This window comes from Nitrosomonadales bacterium, from assembly GCA_016716325.1.
Taxonomy (GTDB): Bacteria; Pseudomonadota; Gammaproteobacteria; order Burkholderiales; family Gallionellaceae; genus Gallionella.
This window is the reverse complement of the sequence record JADJWO010000001.1, coordinates 624223-639854: the sequence shown is the minus strand read 5'-3', so window position 1 is coordinate 639854 and position 15632 is coordinate 624223. Positions and strand designations below refer to the sequence as shown.

Genomic DNA, 15632 nt, shown 5'->3' with positions numbered 1-15632 from the left:
AGCTGGGGTCGGGGCCGGTATTTTCAAGAGCGCGGGGAAAATATTTTTTCCGGCGTGAGATAATGTGCCCATTCAAACGCTGTCCTGCCATGTTCGCATCCGGTAACTACCACTGGCGCATCGCCGGTTTCTATTTCTTCTACTATGCCTTCGTGGGGCTGTTCTCTCCCTACTGGAGCCTGTACCTCCAATCCATCGGGTTCAATCCCATCGAGATCGGCATCCTGATGTCGGTGCATCCGGTGATGCGCATGGTTGCACCGAACATATGGGGGTGGCTGGCCGATCGCTCGGGACGACGCAGGGAAGTGGTGGCGGCGGCGGCCGGCCTGAGCGCGTTGTTCTATCTGGGTGTGTTTGTGACGACCGGTTTCTGGGGCATGCTGCTGGTGCTGACGCTGATGAGCTTCTTCTGGAGTGCCTCGATGCCGCTGGTCGAGGCGATTACGCTGACTTATCTTGGAAAGAACTCCGCGCATTACGGGCGCATCCGTTCCTGGGGGTCGATCGGCTTCATCGTGTCGGTGGTGGGGCTGGGTTATGCCTTCGATTACATCGCCATCGCATGGCTGTTGTGGGCCGGGCTGGTGTGCGAGATCGGTATCATGTTCTTTTCGCGGCAATTACCGCCCACGGAGGTGCTGGCGCATCACACCGACCATCAGCCGATCCGGCAGATCGTGTTGCGGCCGCAGGTGTTGGCGCTGCTCGGAGCGAGCTTCCTGATGGCGGTGGCACACGGGCCTTACTACACCTTCTTTTCCATCTATCTGGTCGAGCATGAATACAGCAAGGCTGCGGTGGGCGGACTGTGGGCGATCGGGGTGATCTGCGAGATCGCGGTGTTCTTTGTGATGCCCGCGCTGGCGCAACGTTTCGGTCTGGTGCGTATCCTGCGGATCAGTCTGGCGGCGGCGGTGTTGCGTTTCCTGTTGATTGGTTGGGCGGTGGACAGCATTGCCCTGCTGCTGGTGGCGCAGGTGTTGCATGCACTCACCTTCGGCGCGTTCCATGCGGCGACGGTGGGCATGGTGCATGAATTCTTCAAGGGGCGGCATCAGTCGAAAGGGCAGGCGCTCTACGGCAGCGTGGGTTATGGCGCTGGCGGGGTGCTGGGCGGTTTGTTGAGCGGCCCGATCTGGCTGCATTGGGGGGCGACGACGCTCTACACCTTCAGTGCGGCGATGGCCCTGCTGGGACTGGCGCTGTCGATGTGGAAGCTGCGCGGCGGTCTGAAATGACGCGCGAAATGATAAACTCCGGACCTTTCCGGTTTTCATTGATGCCATGAATCAGGTCTTTCTTTACGACACTACGCTGCGTGACGGCACGCAGCGCGAGGATATCTCCCTGTCGGTCGACGACAAGCTGGCCATCGCGCAACGGCTGGCCGATTTCGGTTTCCACTATATCGAAGGCGGCTGGCCCGGTTCCAATCCCAAGGACCAGGAGTTCTTCGAGCGCGCACGCAAACTCGATCTGAAGCAGGCCAGGCTGGCTGCATTCGGTCGCACGCGCCAGAAGAACGGCACCTGCCAGCAGGACACCAATCTGCAAGCCCTCCTTGATGCGCAAACGCCGGTGGTGACCATCGTCGGCAAGAGTTCGGATTACCACGTGAAGCTGGTGCTTTCCGCGACGCTGGAAGAGAACCTTGCCATGATCCGAGACAGCGTGGCGTACCTGAAATCTCATGGGCGCGAGGTGATGTTCGATGCCGAACACTTCTTCGACGGCTTCGTCGCCAATCGCGACTACGCGTTGGCGACCTTGAAGGCTGCTGCCGAGGCGGGGGCGGATTGGCTGGTGCTGTGCGAGACCAATGGTGGCAAGTTGCCGTGGGAAGTGGAAGAGATCGTGCGCGAAGTGCGCAAGGTGATATCGACACCGCTGGGCGTGCATTGTCACAACGATACCGGCTGTGGGGTCGCCAATTCGCTGGCGGCGGTGCACGGTGGATGTCTGCAAGTGCAGGGTACCATCAACGGTTACGGCGAGCGTGTCGGCAATGCCAACCTGACGACCATCATTCCCAATCTTCAGCTCAAGATGGATAAACAGGCCGTGACGCCGGAGCAGTTGCGCGAACTGACCTCGCTGGCGCACTACGTCGCCGAAGTGGTCAACCTCAAGCATTACAATCATGCGCCCTACATCGGCCACAGCTCGTTCGCGCACAAGGGGGGCATCCATGTCGCTGCCATTCTGAAGGCGCCGGACACCTATCAGCACATCGACCCGGCGCTGGTCGGCAACGAGATGCGCTCGGTCGTCTCGGAGTTGTCCGGACGCGGAAACATCCAGTTCCACGCAAAGACGTTGGGAATCGAGCTCGATAACGAGGGCGCGCAGCGCGTGCTCAACCGTATCAAACATCTTGAGCACGAGGGTTTCACGTTCGAGGCGGCCGAGGCTAGCGTCGAGTTGATGCTGCACCGCCTGCGTCCGGATTATGTGCAGCCGTTCGAGCTGATCGATTATTTTGTCGTCACCGAGCGCCGCCAGAGCCGCGGCCTGTTGTCGGAGGCGACCGTCAAGGTCAGGGTGGGCGGCGAGGTGAAGTTCGTTGCCGCGGAAGGCAATGGCCCGGTGAACGCATTGTCCTCTGCCCTGCGCAACGCGCTGGAGGATGTCTACCCGCTATTGAAGGCGGTACGGCTGATCGACTACAAGGTGAGGATACTGGACAGCGCCAACGGGACATCGGCGGCGATTCGTGTGCTCATCACTTTTCAGGGGGGCGGGCAGGTCTGGACGACGGTGGGTGCCAGTGCCAACGTCATCGAAGCGAGTTGGTATGCGCTTTCGGAAAGCCTGGAATATGCGCTGGTGAAATTGGACGGTACGCAGGTCGGGTCGAATTGAACCCTGCACGAATAATCCGTTTGCTGTGGCATAATCTCGCGTTCTTATTTTGAAGGATAGCTGGCTGACAGTGATGAGCGCAAAAACCTTATATGACAAACTGTGGGATTCCCATGTGGTGCGGCAGGAGGCCGACGGCACCGCGCTGATCTATATTGACCGCCAACTGGTGCATGAAGTCACCAGTCCGCAGGCATTCGAAGGGCTGAAGCTGGCGAAACGCAAGCCGTGGCGTGTCGCATCCCTGCTGGCGGTACCGGATCACAACGTACCGACCGCGAACCGCGCGGCGGGTATCACCGATCCGATCTCGCGCCTGCAGGTGGAGACGCTGGACGAGAACTGCGCCGAGTTCGGCATCACCGAATTCAAGATGGGCGACATCCGCCAGGGGGTGGTTCATGTGATGGGGCCGGAGCAGGGGGCGACCCTGCCGGGCATGACGGTGGTGTGCGGTGATTCGCATACCAGCACGCATGGCGCGTTCGCGGCACTGGCGCACGGCATTGGTACCTCCGAGGTCGAACATGTGATGGCGACGCAGTGTCTGGTGGCGAAGAAATCGAAATCCATGCTGGTGAAGGTGGACGGTACGTTGCGCAAGGGCGTGACGGCCAAGGATATCGCGCTGGCGATCATCGGCAAGATCGGTACGGCGGGCGGTACGGGCTACGCGGTGGAGTTTGCGGGCAGTGCGATCAGTGCGCTGAGCATGGAAGGGCGCATGACGCTGTGCAACATGGCGATCGAAGCGGGCGCGCGCGCCGGGATGGTGGCCGCAGACGAGACGACCATTTCCTATTTCAAGGGGCGCCCGTTCGCTCCGGCAGGCGAATTGTGGGACAAGGCGGTAGCGTACTGGCGTACGTTGCACAGTGATGCGGGTGCGAAATTCGATGCGACGATCGAACTTGATGCCGCGCAGATCAAGCCGCAAGTGACTTGGGGGACTTCGCCCGAAATGGTGTTGCCGGTGGATGGCAGCGTGCCCGATCCCGCGAATATTGGCGATGCGGTGAAGCGCAGCGATACCGAACGCGCCCTGCAATACATGGGCTTGCAGGCGAATACCCCGATCACCGCGATCAAGGTGGATAAGGTGTTCATCGGTTCCTGTACCAACGGGCGCATCGAGGATATGCGTGCGGCAGCGGCAGTGGCGAAGGGCAAGAAGGTTGCCGCCAATGTGAAACTGGCGATGGTTGTACCGGGCTCCGGTCTGGTGAAGCAGCAGGCCGAACAGGAAGGTCTGGACAAGGTGTTCATCGATGCGGGTTTCGAGTGGCGCGACCCGGGATGTTCGATGTGCCTGGCGATGAATGACGACCGGTTGTCGCCGGGCGAACGTTGCGCTTCGACCTCGAACCGCAACTTCGAGGGACGGCAAGGCCCGGGCGGTCGCACGCACCTGGTCAGTCCGGCGATGGCGGCGGCGGCGGCAATCGCCGGTCATTTCGTCGATGTGAGCAAATCGTAAGGAGAGGACGATGAAGGTGATGGCTGTGTTGTTGGCCGCATGGATGCTGGCTGGGTGCAATACCGTGGAGGGCATCGGCAAGGACCTGAAAAAAGGCGGCGAGAAACTTGAAAAGGCGGCGAGCAGATAATGCGTAAGTTCATCAAATTCGAGGGGCTGGTTGCCCCGCTGGATCGTGCCAATGTCGATACCGACGCCATCATTCCGAAGCAATTCCTGAAATCGATCAAGCGCTCCGGTTTCGGCCCGAACGCGTTCGACGAATGGCGCTATCTTGACCACGGCGAACCGGGCATGGATAACAGCAAACGCCCGCTGAACGGTGATTTCGTGCTGAATCAGCCGCGTTACCAGGGCGCGCAGATCCTGCTGGCGCGAGAGAACTTCGGTTGCGGCAGTTCGCGCGAGCATGCTCCCTGGGCGCTGGAGGATTATGGCTTTCGAGTCATCCTTGCGCCGAGCTTCGCGGATATCTTCTTCAATAACTGTTTCAAGAACGGTCTGTTGCCGGTCAAACTGGATGCGGCAATCGTGGACGAGTTGTTCAAGGCGGTTGCGGCAAATGCTGGGTATAAGTTGCTGGTCGACCTGGAGCGCCAGATCATCGCGACGCCGGTTGGCGGGGAGATCGCCTTCGAGGTGGATGCGCACCGCAAGCATTGTCTGTTGAATGGTCTGGATGACATCGGACTGACCTTGCGGCATACGGACGACATCAAGGCGTTTGAGGTTGGGCATCGCGCGGCGCAGCCGTGGTTGTTTGCCTGAGATTGATTTTGAATATCTGACTGGACGAGAATAAATGAAGATCGCGGTATTGCCGGGTGACGGCATCGGAACGGAGATCGTTGCTCAGGCGGCGAAGGTGTTGGAAGCATTGCGTAGCGACGGCTTGAAGATCGAGATGGAATACGCACATCTCGGTGGCGCGGGTTATGACGCTGAAGGAGACCCCTTTCCGCAATCGACCGAGAAACTGGCGAAAGCCTCCGACGCTGTTTTGCTGGGGGCGGTGGGTGGATATCAATACGATACTTTGCCGCGCGATATGCGTCCTGAGCGCGGTCTGCTGCGCATCCGCAAGGAGCTCAATCTGTTCGCCAATCTGCGACCGGCGCTGCTGTATCCGGAGCTGGCGAATGCTTCAACGCTGAAACCTGAAGTGGTGTCCGGTCTGGATATCATGATCGTGCGCGAGCTGACTGGCGACGTGTATTTCGGCCAGCCACGCGGGATCACGACTTTGCCCAACGGTGAGCGTGAGGGCATCAATACCATGCGCTATACCGAATCCGAGATTCGCCGCATCGGCCATGTCGCTTTCGGCATCGCGATGAAGCGCAACAAAAAGGTCTGCTCGGTGGACAAGGCCAACGTGCTGGAAACCACCGAACTGTGGCGCCAAGTGATGACCGAGCTTTCCAGGGATTACCCGGAGGTCACATTGAGCCATATGTACGTGGATAACGCCGCGATGCAACTGGTGCGTGCGCCCAAGCAGTTCGACGTCGTGGTCACAGGCAACATCTTCGGCGACATCCTGTCGGACGAAGCATCGATGCTGACGGGCTCCATCGGTATGCTGCCTTCGGCATCACTGGATTCGAACAACAAAGGACTGTACGAACCCAGCCACGGTTCCGCGCCGGATATCGCGGGCAAGGATCTGGCCAATCCGCTGGCGACCATCCTGTCGGTGGCGATGATGTTGCGTTACACCTTCGGCGACGAAGAGAATGCACAGCGCATCGAAGGCGCTGTGCGCAAGGTATTGCAGCAAGGGCTGCGCACCGGCGACATCCATGAGGACGGCATGCAGAGGGTGGGCTGTGCGGCGATGGGCGATGCGGTGGTCGCAGCCCTTTAGGAATTCAAGATGCGGAGAACGAAAAGATGAGCAATCAATACGATGTGTGTATCCTTGGTGCGACCGGTGCAGTGGGCGAAGCGATGCTGTCGATACTGGAACAACGCAAGTTTCCGGTGCGCAATATCTATCCGTTGGCCTCCAGCCGTTCGGCCGGTTCCACCGTGCAATTCAACGGCAAAGAGATCACCGTCATCAATGTGGATGACTTCGATTTTTCCAAGGCGCAGATCGGCCTGTTCTCGGCAGGCGGCAGCGTATCCGAAAAATATGCGCCGATCGCGGCAGCGGCAGGGTGCGTGGTGATCGACAATACCGCGCACTTCCGTTACGACCGTGACATTCCGCTGGTGGTGCCGGAAGTGAATCCGCATGCGATCGCGCAATACAGGAATCGCGGCATCATCGCCAATCCGAATTGCTCAACCATCCAGATGCTGGTGGCGCTGAAACCGATCAAGGATGCCGTAGGCATCGCGCGCATCAATGTGGCAACCTATCAGGCGGTGTCCGGCACCGGCAAGGAGGCGATCGACGAACTGGCCGACCAGACCCGTGCGTTGTTCAACCAGCAGGACGTGAAGGTGGAGGTGTATCCGAAGCGCATCGCGTTCAACGTGCTGCCGCATATCGACGTGTTCCTGGAGAACGGCTATACCAAGGAAGAAATGAAGATGGTATGGGAGACGCAGAAGATCATGGAAGACGATTCCATCCTGGTCAATCCGACCGCAGTACGCGTCCCGGTGTTCTATGGCCATTCAGAGGCAGTACATATCGAGACTCGCAAGAAGATCACTGCGGATGAGGCGAGAGCCCTGCTGGAGAAAGCGCCCGGCATAGTGGTGATGGATCGGCGTGAACCGGGCGGTTATCCGACGCCGATCGAGGCGGCCGGTAACGACGCGACCTATGTGGGCCGGATTCGAGAGGACGTTTCGCATCCGCTGGGCTTGAATCTGTGGGTGGTAAGCGATAATGTGCGCAAGGGCGCGGCATTGAATAGCGTGCAAATCGCAGAAATCCTGATCGAAAAACACCTCAATTAGGATTCAGTTTGAATATTGATTATTAGCTTGTGCTGATAACTCTATGATGTTATTTTATTTGTCCAGTAAATAAAGTGAGGGTGATAGCGTGCGAACATCACTGGTGAAACGATTGATTATTCGGCTGAGCCGTCCAGAAACCCCAACCCGATCACTGGCTATATTGAAGCTGCTGGGGGGCGTAGCTGCCTTGACGTTGTCTACATACGTTTCTGCAGTGGGTATGGGCGGCATCAATGTGGTTTCCTCATTGGGGCAACCGCTCAAAGCCGATATCGAGCTGGTGGCAGTGAACAGAGCCGAGAAGGTCAGCTTGGTTGCGCGCCTTGCTTCCCCGGATGCCTATAAGAGGGTGGGGTTGCAATATCCCTATGGCAACAAATTCCAATTCCAGATCGAGAATCGCGCGAACGGAGAGTCGTCCCTCAAGGTGACCAGCGCACAACCGATCAACGATCCCTTTGTGAGCATGCTGGTCGAACTGACATGGTCATCCGGAAAACTGTTGCGCGAATACACTTTCCTGCTCGATCCCCCGGGTTATGTCGCCGAACAACCGGCGCCAGTCGAAGTTCAGGCAGTCGCACCGGTCGTTGTCGAACCCGAGCCGGTAGTTGAGCAGACTGCCGTGACTGCGCCTGCGATGGTCGAAAGCAAACCCGTTGAGCGTGTCGAAGAAGCGAGGACAACTGCCGCCCCAATAGAGCAGGCACCTGCCCCATCGACGGCAAGGAATGTCGTTACCGGTAACATCACCGTCAGACGCGGGGATACGTTGACCGGGATCGCGTTGCAGAACAAACCTGCCGATGTGTCTCTGGAGCGCATGCTGGTCGCGCTGTATCGCGCCAATGCCGATCAGTTCGATGGAGATAACATGAACCGCATCAGGGCCGGCAAGATATTACGCTTGCCCGATCAGGACGAACTGATGAGCGTTGCGCAAACCGATGCGGCAAAAGAGATACGCGCTCAGGCTGCGGATTGGAACGCTTACCGGCAAAGACTGGCCAGCGCAGCGGAAGTTGGCAGCCAGACCGAGGAAACCCAGCAAGCCGTCAGCGGCAAGATCACCAGTTCGGTGGAAGACAAGGCACCGGTCGCCGGAGAATCCGCCAAGGAGGTGCTGAGACTCTCCAAAGGTGAGGCACCCGGAGACGAGGTCGCTGCAGCCGGCAAGGCCATGACGGCAGCGGACAAGAAGAATGCCGCACAGGAAGAGGCGATCGCCAGAGGCAAGGCTGCCGAGGAAGAGCGAACCCGTGCAGCGCTGCTGGAAAGCAACCTCAAGGAAATGGAGCGACTGGCTGAATTGAAGACGGAAGCGGCAGCGTTGGCGCAATCTGCAGAAATCGCAGTATCTGGTGTTGTTGCAAGTGATGCAGCTTCGGCCGTAGCCGCAGCCAGCGAAGTCCAGCCTGCGCCGGTTGCCAAACCCAAGCCCAAGGTAAAAGTGGTGGAGGCTCCTCCTCCTCCTTCCATGTTAGATCAGATTCTGGAAGAGCCGCTCTATCTGGCCGGCGGTGCCATCGCCCTGCTTGGCCTGGGGGGGGCGGGTTTCATGTTGACCCGCCGCAGGAAAGAGGAATCTGCGGCTACGGCTACAACCGGGCATCAGATAGTTGAAGAAGGCAATGATGCCGATGTGGGCACGATAACCGGTCGGATTGCCGCACCGGTCGTGCCTTCTCCGGATACGGGAGACTTTACCGCGACAGGCGGCGAGCATCATGCCGAAGCGGCACATCAGACGGAAGATGTCGATCCGCTCAGCGAAGCCGATCTGTTCCTGAACTTCGGGCGTGACGCGCAGGCGGAAGAGATTCTGAAAGAGGCCTTGCAGAACAACCCGAACAATCACCAGATACATCTCAAGTTGTTGGGTATCTATGCCAACCGCAAGGATGCGAACGCATTTGCGGCCATCGCACGCCAGTTGCAGGATTCCGGCGATGATGAGGCGTGGCAGCAGGCGGCCGCGATGGGAAGCAGGCTGGAACCGAACAATCCGATGTACGGTGGCGCTGGGGATATCGAGGATACAGGCAGCGCGACCACTCAAACGGCTGCGATGGATGTGACGCCCGATTTCCTTCTGGACGATACTGCCGCATCGCAGGAGTCAGCGGCACCGGATGTGGACTTCGATCTGGGTGGTGCAGGATCGTCGACTGCGGATGTTTCAAGCACAGAAGAAACAGTGGTGTTCGGATCGGGTGATCTCGCTGCGGCAGCACAGGAGCCGGATTTCGATATAACTTCAGGCAGCCCTTCCTCGGCATCTACTGAAGAAACAGTGGTGTTCGGATCGGACGATCTGTCTGCTGCGCAGGGCATGGATTTCGACATTACTTCGACCACTTCTTCGACACCCGTGGAGAGTGAGCCGGCGGAAGCCGAAGCGCTCAATCTGGACGAGTTGATCTTCGACGTGACATCGACCAAACCACCGGCCGCGGCAGAAGAGCCTGAAGCAGCCAAGCCTGCGGCAGCGTCGGCGGATGACGGCGGTATGGAATTCATACTGGATTTCCCGACTGAGAAAAACGAGCCTGAAGCGCCTGCTGCGGCACCTTCTGCATCTGCCGGTTTCGGGGGGATCAGCCTGAATCTGGATGATGACGATCATGCAGGAGCTGATGCACTGGAAAGCACGATCCTGCTGGATCGCTCGGATCAGGGAACGCCCGCTTCCGGCGGCAGGGACGAGCACTGGCAGGAAGTCGCTACGAAGCTCGATCTGGCCAAGGCCTATCAGGAGATGGGTGACGCTTCCGGTGCGCGCGAGATACTCGATGAGGTGATGCGCGAAGGCGACGAGGAGCAGCGTGCGAGCGCACAATCCATGCTCGACCAACTCGGTTAGTCATGTGCATGACCTTGACGGCAGCTCAGTGTTGGGCTGCCGTTTTCTTTTGGAGCGACCTTTGGCATTTCACCCCGCCGCACAAATACTGACCTGGTGTCTGCTGGTAGCGGCCTTGCAGGTGCTGGCGCTCGATACCCTGTTGCTGGTGGCCGGCGCCATCCTGCTGTGCGCCTTGGTGCTTTCCGGGCATAAACTGGTGCAACTGGTGCGCCGCACCCGCTGGATACTGCTGTCGTTGCTGCTGATCTATGCATACAGCACGCCCGGTAGCGCGTTGCTGGAAGAGTTGGGTGCGTTCAGCCCGAGCGTGGAAGGGCTGGCCGACGGTGTTGTGCAGTTGGCCAGACTGCTGGCCGCGCTGGCCGGGCTGGCGATATTGCTGGACAGGTTGCACAGGCATAAATTGATCGCCGGGTTGTACACCCTGTTTGCGCCATTGTGCTGGATGGGCATGTCGCGCGAGCGGCTGGCGGTGCGCCTGGCGTTGACGCTGCACTATGCCGAGGTTGCGATGTTGCGCGCGCAAACCTGGCAGCAGACCTTGCACAGTCTGTCCGAGTCGCATGACGAAGCAGTCAGGGAGCTGGAATTGCCGATATATCGCTTCACACTTGCTGATGGGTTGTTGTTGGGTATCGCGTTGCTGGTTCTGGGTCTGGCGGTGTCATGAGGATCGCGATCGGGCTCGAGTACGATGGCCGTCCGTATTTCGGCTGGCAAAGCCAGCCGGACGGGCGAACGGTGCAGGATACTCTGCAACTCGCGCTGGGTCGGATCGCCGACGAAGCGATTTCCGTTATTGCGGCAGGGCGTACCGATACGGGCGTGCATGCCTTGGAGCAGGTGGTGCATTTCGATACGCATGCCGAGCGCCCTCTGTCCGCATGGGTGCGCGGCGTGAATGCCTTACTGCCGGACAGCATCGCGGTACGCTGGGCGCATGCAGTGCCCGATGAATTCCATGCACGTTTTTCCGCACACGGACGCAGCTACCGCTATCTGTTGCTCAATCGCGCGGTGCGTCCGGCGATACAGGCCGGCAAAGCGGGATGGTTCCATGCGCCGCTGGATGTGGCTGCGATGCAGGCTGCTACACGCCACCTGCTGGGTGAGCACGATTTCAGCGCCTTCCGCGCGGCCGAATGTCAGGCCAGATCTCCGCTCAAGACCCTGCGCCGGCTGGATATTTCCAGGCAGGGTGACCTGCTGGTGTTCGATCTGGATGCGAATGCCTTCCTGCACCACATGGTACGCAACATCGTCGGTTGCCTGGTGTATGTCGGCAAGGGCAAGCATCCGCCGGAATGGCTGGCGCAAGTGCTGGCTGGCCGCGAGCGCAGTCTGGCCGCGCCGACCTTTGCGCCGGATGGCTTATACTTGCGCCGGATCGAGTACGAAGCAAAGTGGGGATTGCCGCAAATGGAACAGGACGGGGTATCGGGAGAGTCGTCGTGACGCGCATCAAGATTTGCGGTATCACGCGTGTGGAGGATGTTCGGGCCGTTGCCGACTCTGGGGCGGATGCCATCGGACTGGTGTTCTACTCGCGCAGTCCGCGCCATGTCGATATCGCACAAGCCGCGCAACTGGCTGCCGTGTTGCCGCCGTTCGTTTCGGCCGTCGGGCTGTTCGTCGATGCCGAGCCTGCGTTCGTGCGCGAGGTGACGGCGAACGTTCCGCTGGATATCCTGCAATTCCACGGCGACGAGAGCCCGGAATACTGCGCGCAATTTTCCAGGCCCTATCTCAAGGCGATCCGCGTCAAAGCCGGGGTGGATTTGCTACAATGCGCGTCCGATTTCCGGGCCGCCAGAGGCTTGTTGCTGGACGCGCATGTGGAGGGTATTCCGGGTGGAACCGGCGCGACTTTCGACTGGACCCTGATCCCGCGGCGATTGTCGTTGCCGGTGATCCTTTCGGGTGGTCTGGATGCGGAAAATGTCGCCGATGCGATCAGGCGGGTGCGTCCTTATGCGGTGGATGTGTCCAGCGGCGTAGAGGCGGGCAAAGGCATCAATACCCTAAAGGGCATAAAGGATGCGGTGAAGATCGCCGCGTTCATCAACGAGGTCAAACAGATTGACGTACAACTTTCCTGATCCATCCGGCCACTTCGGCCAATACGGCGGCATCTACATGGCCGAGACGCTGATTCCCGCTGTAGAGGAATTGCGCGAACAATACCTGCGCTTCCGCGACGATCCCGAATTCAAGGCCGAGTTCGCTTACGAACTGAAGCATTACGTGGGACGTCCCAGCCCCATTTATCACGCCAAACGCCTATCGGACGATCTTGGTGGCGCGCAGATCTACCTCAAGCGCGAAGACCTGAACCACACCGGCGCGCACAAGATCAATAACGCCATCGGTCAAGCCCTGCTTGCCAAGCGCATGGGCAAGAAACGCGTGATCGCCGAAACCGGCGCGGGCATGCACGGCGTGGCGACTGCCACCGTGGCGGCGCGCTTCGGAATGGAGTGCATCGTGTATATGGGTGCTGAAGACATCCAGCGCCAGGCACCGAACGTGTTCCGCATGAAGCTGCTGGGGGCGAAGGTCGTCCCGGTGGAGAGCGGCTCGAGGACGCTCAAGGATGCCTGCAACGAAGCGATCCGCGACTGGGTCACCAATGTCGAGAGTACGTTCTACATCTTCGGTACGGCGGCGGGCCCGCATCCTTATCCGATGATGGTGCGCGACTTCCAGTGCGTGATCGGCAACGAGGCCAGGATGCAGATGCCGGAAATGATCGGGCGCCAGCCGGATGCGGTGATCGCCTGCGTCGGCGGAGGATCCAACGCCATCGGCCTGTTTTATCCCTACATCGAGGAACAGGACGTGAAGATCATCGGGGTGGAAGCGGGTGGCTACGGCATCGCCTCGGGCCATCATGCCGCGCCGCTGACCGCGAACAGCAAAGTCGGCGTGCTGCACGGCAACAAGGTCTACCTGATACAGGACGAGAACGGCCAGATCGTCGAGACACATTCCATTTCCGCCGGGCTGGATTATCCCGGCGTCGGTCCCGAACATTGCCTGCTGAAAGACACCGGGCGCGCGCAATATGTGGCGATCAACGACGACGAGGCCATCGCTGCTTTCGATGCGCTGTGCCGTTTCGAGGGTATCATCCCCGCGCTGGAATCCAGCCATGCCTTGGCGCATGCGATGAAGATCGCGCCGGCAATGGGCAAGGACAAAGTACTGCTGGTCAATCTGTCGGGTCGCGGCGACAAGGACATGAATACCGTGGCCAAGTTGAAAGGCATCACGCTATGAGCCGCATAAACTCATTTTTCGGGCGAACTGCTGTGTCGCGTGCTCGTTCATTTCTCGCCTGCCAGACTTGGTATGTCTCGTCATTCGCTGCGCGGCACCTTGCATTTCATCCCGCAAAAGTGAGTTTCTGTGGGGGGCAGTCATGAGTCGTATTGAGACAGTATTTGAAAAACTCAGGCAACAGCAACGCAAGGCGCTGATCCCTTTCATCACTGCGGGCGATCCGTCACGGGCGCTGACCGTGCCGCTGATGCATGCACTGGTGGAGGCGGGTGCGGATGTGCTGGAACTGGGCGTACCGTTCTCCGACCCGATGGCGGATGGCCCGACCATTCAGCGCGCATCCGAGCGCGCGCTCAAGAACGGCATGTCGCTGCGCGGAGTGCTGGACATGGTGGCGGAATTCCGCAAGCAGGATATGAACACGCCGGTGGTGCTGATGGGTTACGGCAATCCCATCGAGGCGATGGGCTGGGAAGCGTTCGCCCAGCGCTGTGCAGAAGCCGGTGTGGACGGTGCGCTGACCGTAGACTTTCCGCCTGAAGAGAGCCACGAGGCATTCGAGCATCTTCAGGCGCATGGCATCGCGCCCATCTTCCTGCTGGCACCGACCACCAACGAGGCGCGTATCGAACAGGTCGCCAAACTGGCGCGGGGTTATGTGTATTACGTCTCGCTCAAGGGAGTGACCGGTGCAGGTAATCTGGATCTGACTGCCATCGCTGAAAAGCTGCCGCAACTGCGCAAGCACATCAAGCTGCCCATCGGTGTCGGTTTCGGCATCCGTGATGCCGAAACCGCCCTGGCTGTCGCAAAGCTGTGCGACGGGGTGGTGGTTGGCAGCCGCATCGTGCAGGAAATCGAGAACTCCAGCGAACAGGATGTCGTTGCCAATGTGGGCAAGCTGGTCAAAGAATTGAGACAGGCCGTCAACAAGGCCTAAGGAGGAAATGCCATGAGCTGGTTCCAGAAATTACTGCCGCCCAAGATCAAGCGCCGCGAAGGCGATATCAAAAAGAACGTTCCGGAGGGGTTGTGGAGCAAGTGCCCATCCTGTCAGGCGGTGCTGTACCACTCCGATCTGGAAAAGAACCAGAGCGTCTGCCCCAAGTGCAATCACCATCACCGCATCACTGCGCGCGTTCGTTTGGATGCGTTGCTGGACAGCGAAGGGCGTTTCGAGATCGGCGCGGAAGTGTTGCCGATCGACACGTTGAAATTCAAGGACCAGAAAAAGTATTCCGAACGGCTGGTCGTGGCCAAAAAGAACACCGGCGAGGACGATGCGCTGATCGTGATGCAGGGAAGCATCCATGCCGTTCCGGTGGTTGTCGCGGTATTCGAGTTCAGTTTCATGGGCGGCTCGATGGGCTCGGTGGTGGGCGAGCGTTTCGTGCGCGGCGTACAGGTCGCGCTGGAGCAAAAGTGCCCGTTCATCTGCTTCGCCGCAAGCGGCGGCGCGCGCATGCAGGAAGGTCTGCTGTCGCTGATGCAGATGGCCAAGACCTGCGCCGCGCTGACGCAATTGAGCGAAGAAAAGCTGCCGTTCATCTCGGTGCTGACCGACCCGACCATGGGCGGCGTGTCCGCCAGTTTCGCCTTCATGGGCGACGTAGTGATCGCCGAACCCGGTGCGCTGATCGGCTTTGCCGGCGCGCGCGTGATCCAGCAGACCGTGCGCGAGACGCTGCCGGAAGGTTTCCAGCGCGCCGAGTTCCTGCTCGAACATGGCGCGGTGGACATGATCATCGACCGCCGCGAGATGAAGAACCAGCTCGCGACGCTGATCACCATGCTGACCAAACAGCCGGCGGTCGCGGAGATCGAGGCCGCCTGAACGGGATGTTCTACTACGCGCTAAAAGTCGGCGTTGCCGCAATCGTCATCGTGGCGATCACCGAGATCGCCAAGCGTAGTATCGGCTTTGCCGCGTTGATTGCCGCATTGCCGTTGACTTCGTTGCTGGCGTTCGTGTGGCTGCATTTTGAGGGCGCGGGGTCTGCGCGTATCGCCGAACTTTCTGGCCAGATATTCTGGCTGGTGCTGCCTTCGCTGGTGCTGTTCCTGTTGTTGCCGCTGCTAATCAAACAGGGGTTCGGTTTCTGGTTCAGCCTGACCGTCTCAATCTCGGCTACTGTGGTGTGTTTCTTCGCGCTGATACCTCTGCTGCGCAAATTCGGCGTGCAACTGTAATCGCTGCACTAACCAACGGGCATTGCACCGGAT

The 15632-nt window shown here is 59.4% G+C and carries 15 protein-coding genes; all 15 read left to right on the top strand.

Translation table 11 applies throughout. From position 1 onward, the window contains the following. Positions 1–89: 89 nt before the first annotated feature. The 15 genes from IPM27_02920 to IPM27_02850 all read left to right on the top strand — a co-directional run bounded on the left by IPM27_02920 (position 90) and on the right by IPM27_02850 (position 15599). Positions 90–1241 (top strand): MFS transporter, encoded by a 1152-nt coding sequence (locus IPM27_02920; GenBank protein ID MBK9160512.1) that lies wholly within the window; start codon positions 90–92, stop codon positions 1239–1241. Between the two features lie 46 nt (positions 1242–1287). Then, positions 1288–2865 carry a citramalate synthase gene (locus IPM27_02915; protein MBK9160511.1) on the top strand — a complete coding sequence of 526 codons (1578 nt, stop codon included), beginning with the start codon at positions 1288–1290 and terminating at the stop codon, positions 2863–2865. 73 nt (positions 2866–2938) lie between these two features. After that, a complete protein-coding gene (gene leuC / locus IPM27_02910) occupies positions 2939–4342 on the top strand; it encodes a 3-isopropylmalate dehydratase large subunit (GenBank protein MBK9160510.1) in 1404 nt (467 codons plus the stop codon). A gap of 10 nt (positions 4343–4352) precedes the next feature. Beyond that, a complete protein-coding gene (locus tag IPM27_02905; GenBank protein MBK9160509.1) occupies positions 4353–4472 on the top strand; it encodes an entericidin A/B family lipoprotein in 120 nt (39 codons plus the stop codon). Beyond that, positions 4472–5110 (top strand): 3-isopropylmalate dehydratase small subunit, encoded by a 639-nt coding sequence (gene leuD, locus IPM27_02900; GenBank protein ID MBK9160508.1) that lies wholly within the window; start codon positions 4472–4474, stop codon positions 5108–5110. The genes IPM27_02905 and leuD overlap by 1 nt, the downstream gene beginning before the upstream one ends. Before the next feature lie 34 nt (positions 5111–5144). Further along, the gene (gene leuB, locus IPM27_02895; protein ID MBK9160507.1) at positions 5145–6209 is read left to right on the top strand and encodes a 3-isopropylmalate dehydrogenase; all 1065 of its coding nucleotides are present in this window, start codon (positions 5145–5147) and stop codon (positions 6207–6209) included. 26 nt (positions 6210–6235) lie between these two features. After that, positions 6236–7258 carry an aspartate-semialdehyde dehydrogenase gene (locus tag IPM27_02890; protein ID MBK9160506.1) on the top strand — a complete coding sequence of 341 codons (1023 nt, stop codon included), beginning with the start codon at positions 6236–6238 and terminating at the stop codon, positions 7256–7258. Between the two features lie 877 nt (positions 7259–8135). Beyond that, positions 8136–10124, top strand: coding sequence for a hypothetical protein (locus IPM27_02885; protein MBK9160505.1), 1989 nt, complete (start codon positions 8136–8138; stop codon positions 10122–10124). A 61-nt stretch (positions 10125–10185) separates the two neighbouring features. Continuing rightward, positions 10186–10797, top strand: a complete 612-nt coding sequence (locus IPM27_02880) for a hypothetical protein (GenBank protein ID MBK9160504.1) — start codon at positions 10186–10188, stop codon at positions 10795–10797. Next, positions 10794–11582 (top strand): tRNA pseudouridine(38-40) synthase TruA, encoded by a 789-nt coding sequence (gene truA, locus IPM27_02875; GenBank protein ID MBK9160503.1) that lies wholly within the window; start codon positions 10794–10796, stop codon positions 11580–11582. The genes IPM27_02880 and truA overlap by 4 nt, the downstream gene beginning before the upstream one ends. After that, entirely contained in the window at positions 11579–12226 is a 648-nt protein-coding gene (locus tag IPM27_02870; GenBank protein ID MBK9160502.1) for a phosphoribosylanthranilate isomerase, read from the top strand. Before truA ends, IPM27_02870 begins: the two co-directional genes overlap by 4 nt. Continuing rightward, positions 12207–13406 (top strand): tryptophan synthase subunit beta, encoded by a 1200-nt coding sequence (trpB, locus tag IPM27_02865; protein ID MBK9160501.1) that lies wholly within the window; start codon positions 12207–12209, stop codon positions 13404–13406. The genes IPM27_02870 and trpB overlap by 20 nt, the downstream gene beginning before the upstream one ends. A 142-nt stretch (positions 13407–13548) precedes the next feature. After that, positions 13549–14349 (top strand): tryptophan synthase subunit alpha, encoded by an 801-nt coding sequence (locus IPM27_02860; protein MBK9160500.1) that lies wholly within the window; start codon positions 13549–13551, stop codon positions 14347–14349. 12 nt (positions 14350–14361) lie between these two features. Continuing rightward, entirely contained in the window at positions 14362–15243 is an 882-nt protein-coding gene (locus tag IPM27_02855; GenBank protein ID MBK9160499.1) for an acetyl-CoA carboxylase carboxyltransferase subunit beta, read from the top strand. 5 nt (positions 15244–15248) lie between these two features. Continuing rightward, positions 15249–15599, top strand: a complete 351-nt coding sequence (locus tag IPM27_02850; protein MBK9160498.1) for a DUF3147 family protein — start codon at positions 15249–15251, stop codon at positions 15597–15599. Positions 15600–15632 lie beyond the last annotated feature (33 nt).

Excerpts from the sequence above, each read along its gene's own strand:
- IPM27_02920 (MBK9160512.1), top strand. The coding sequence starts at position 90 with ATGTTCGCATCCGGTAACTACCACTGGCGCATCGCCGGTTTCTATTTC.
- IPM27_02915 (MBK9160511.1), top strand. The coding sequence starts at position 1,288 with ATGAATCAGGTCTTTCTTTACGACACTACGCTGCGTGACGGCACGCAG.
- leuC (MBK9160510.1), top strand. The coding sequence starts at position 2,939 with ATGAGCGCAAAAACCTTATATGACAAACTGTGGGATTCCCATGTGGTG.
- IPM27_02905 (MBK9160509.1), top strand. The coding sequence starts at position 4,353 with ATGAAGGTGATGGCTGTGTTGTTGGCCGCATGGATGCTGGCTGGGTGC.
- leuD (MBK9160508.1), top strand. The coding sequence starts at position 4,472 with ATGCGTAAGTTCATCAAATTCGAGGGGCTGGTTGCCCCGCTGGATCGT.
- leuB (MBK9160507.1), top strand. The coding sequence starts at position 5,145 with ATGAAGATCGCGGTATTGCCGGGTGACGGCATCGGAACGGAGATCGTT.
- IPM27_02890 (MBK9160506.1), top strand. The coding sequence starts at position 6,236 with ATGAGCAATCAATACGATGTGTGTATCCTTGGTGCGACCGGTGCAGTG.
- IPM27_02885 (MBK9160505.1), top strand. The coding sequence starts at position 8,136 with ATGAACCGCATCAGGGCCGGCAAGATATTACGCTTGCCCGATCAGGAC.
- truA (MBK9160503.1), top strand. The coding sequence starts at position 10,794 with ATGAGGATCGCGATCGGGCTCGAGTACGATGGCCGTCCGTATTTCGGC.
- IPM27_02860 (MBK9160500.1), top strand. The coding sequence starts at position 13,549 with ATGAGTCGTATTGAGACAGTATTTGAAAAACTCAGGCAACAGCAACGC.
- IPM27_02855 (MBK9160499.1), top strand. The coding sequence starts at position 14,362 with ATGAGCTGGTTCCAGAAATTACTGCCGCCCAAGATCAAGCGCCGCGAA.
- IPM27_02850 (MBK9160498.1), top strand. The coding sequence starts at position 15,249 with ATGTTCTACTACGCGCTAAAAGTCGGCGTTGCCGCAATCGTCATCGTG.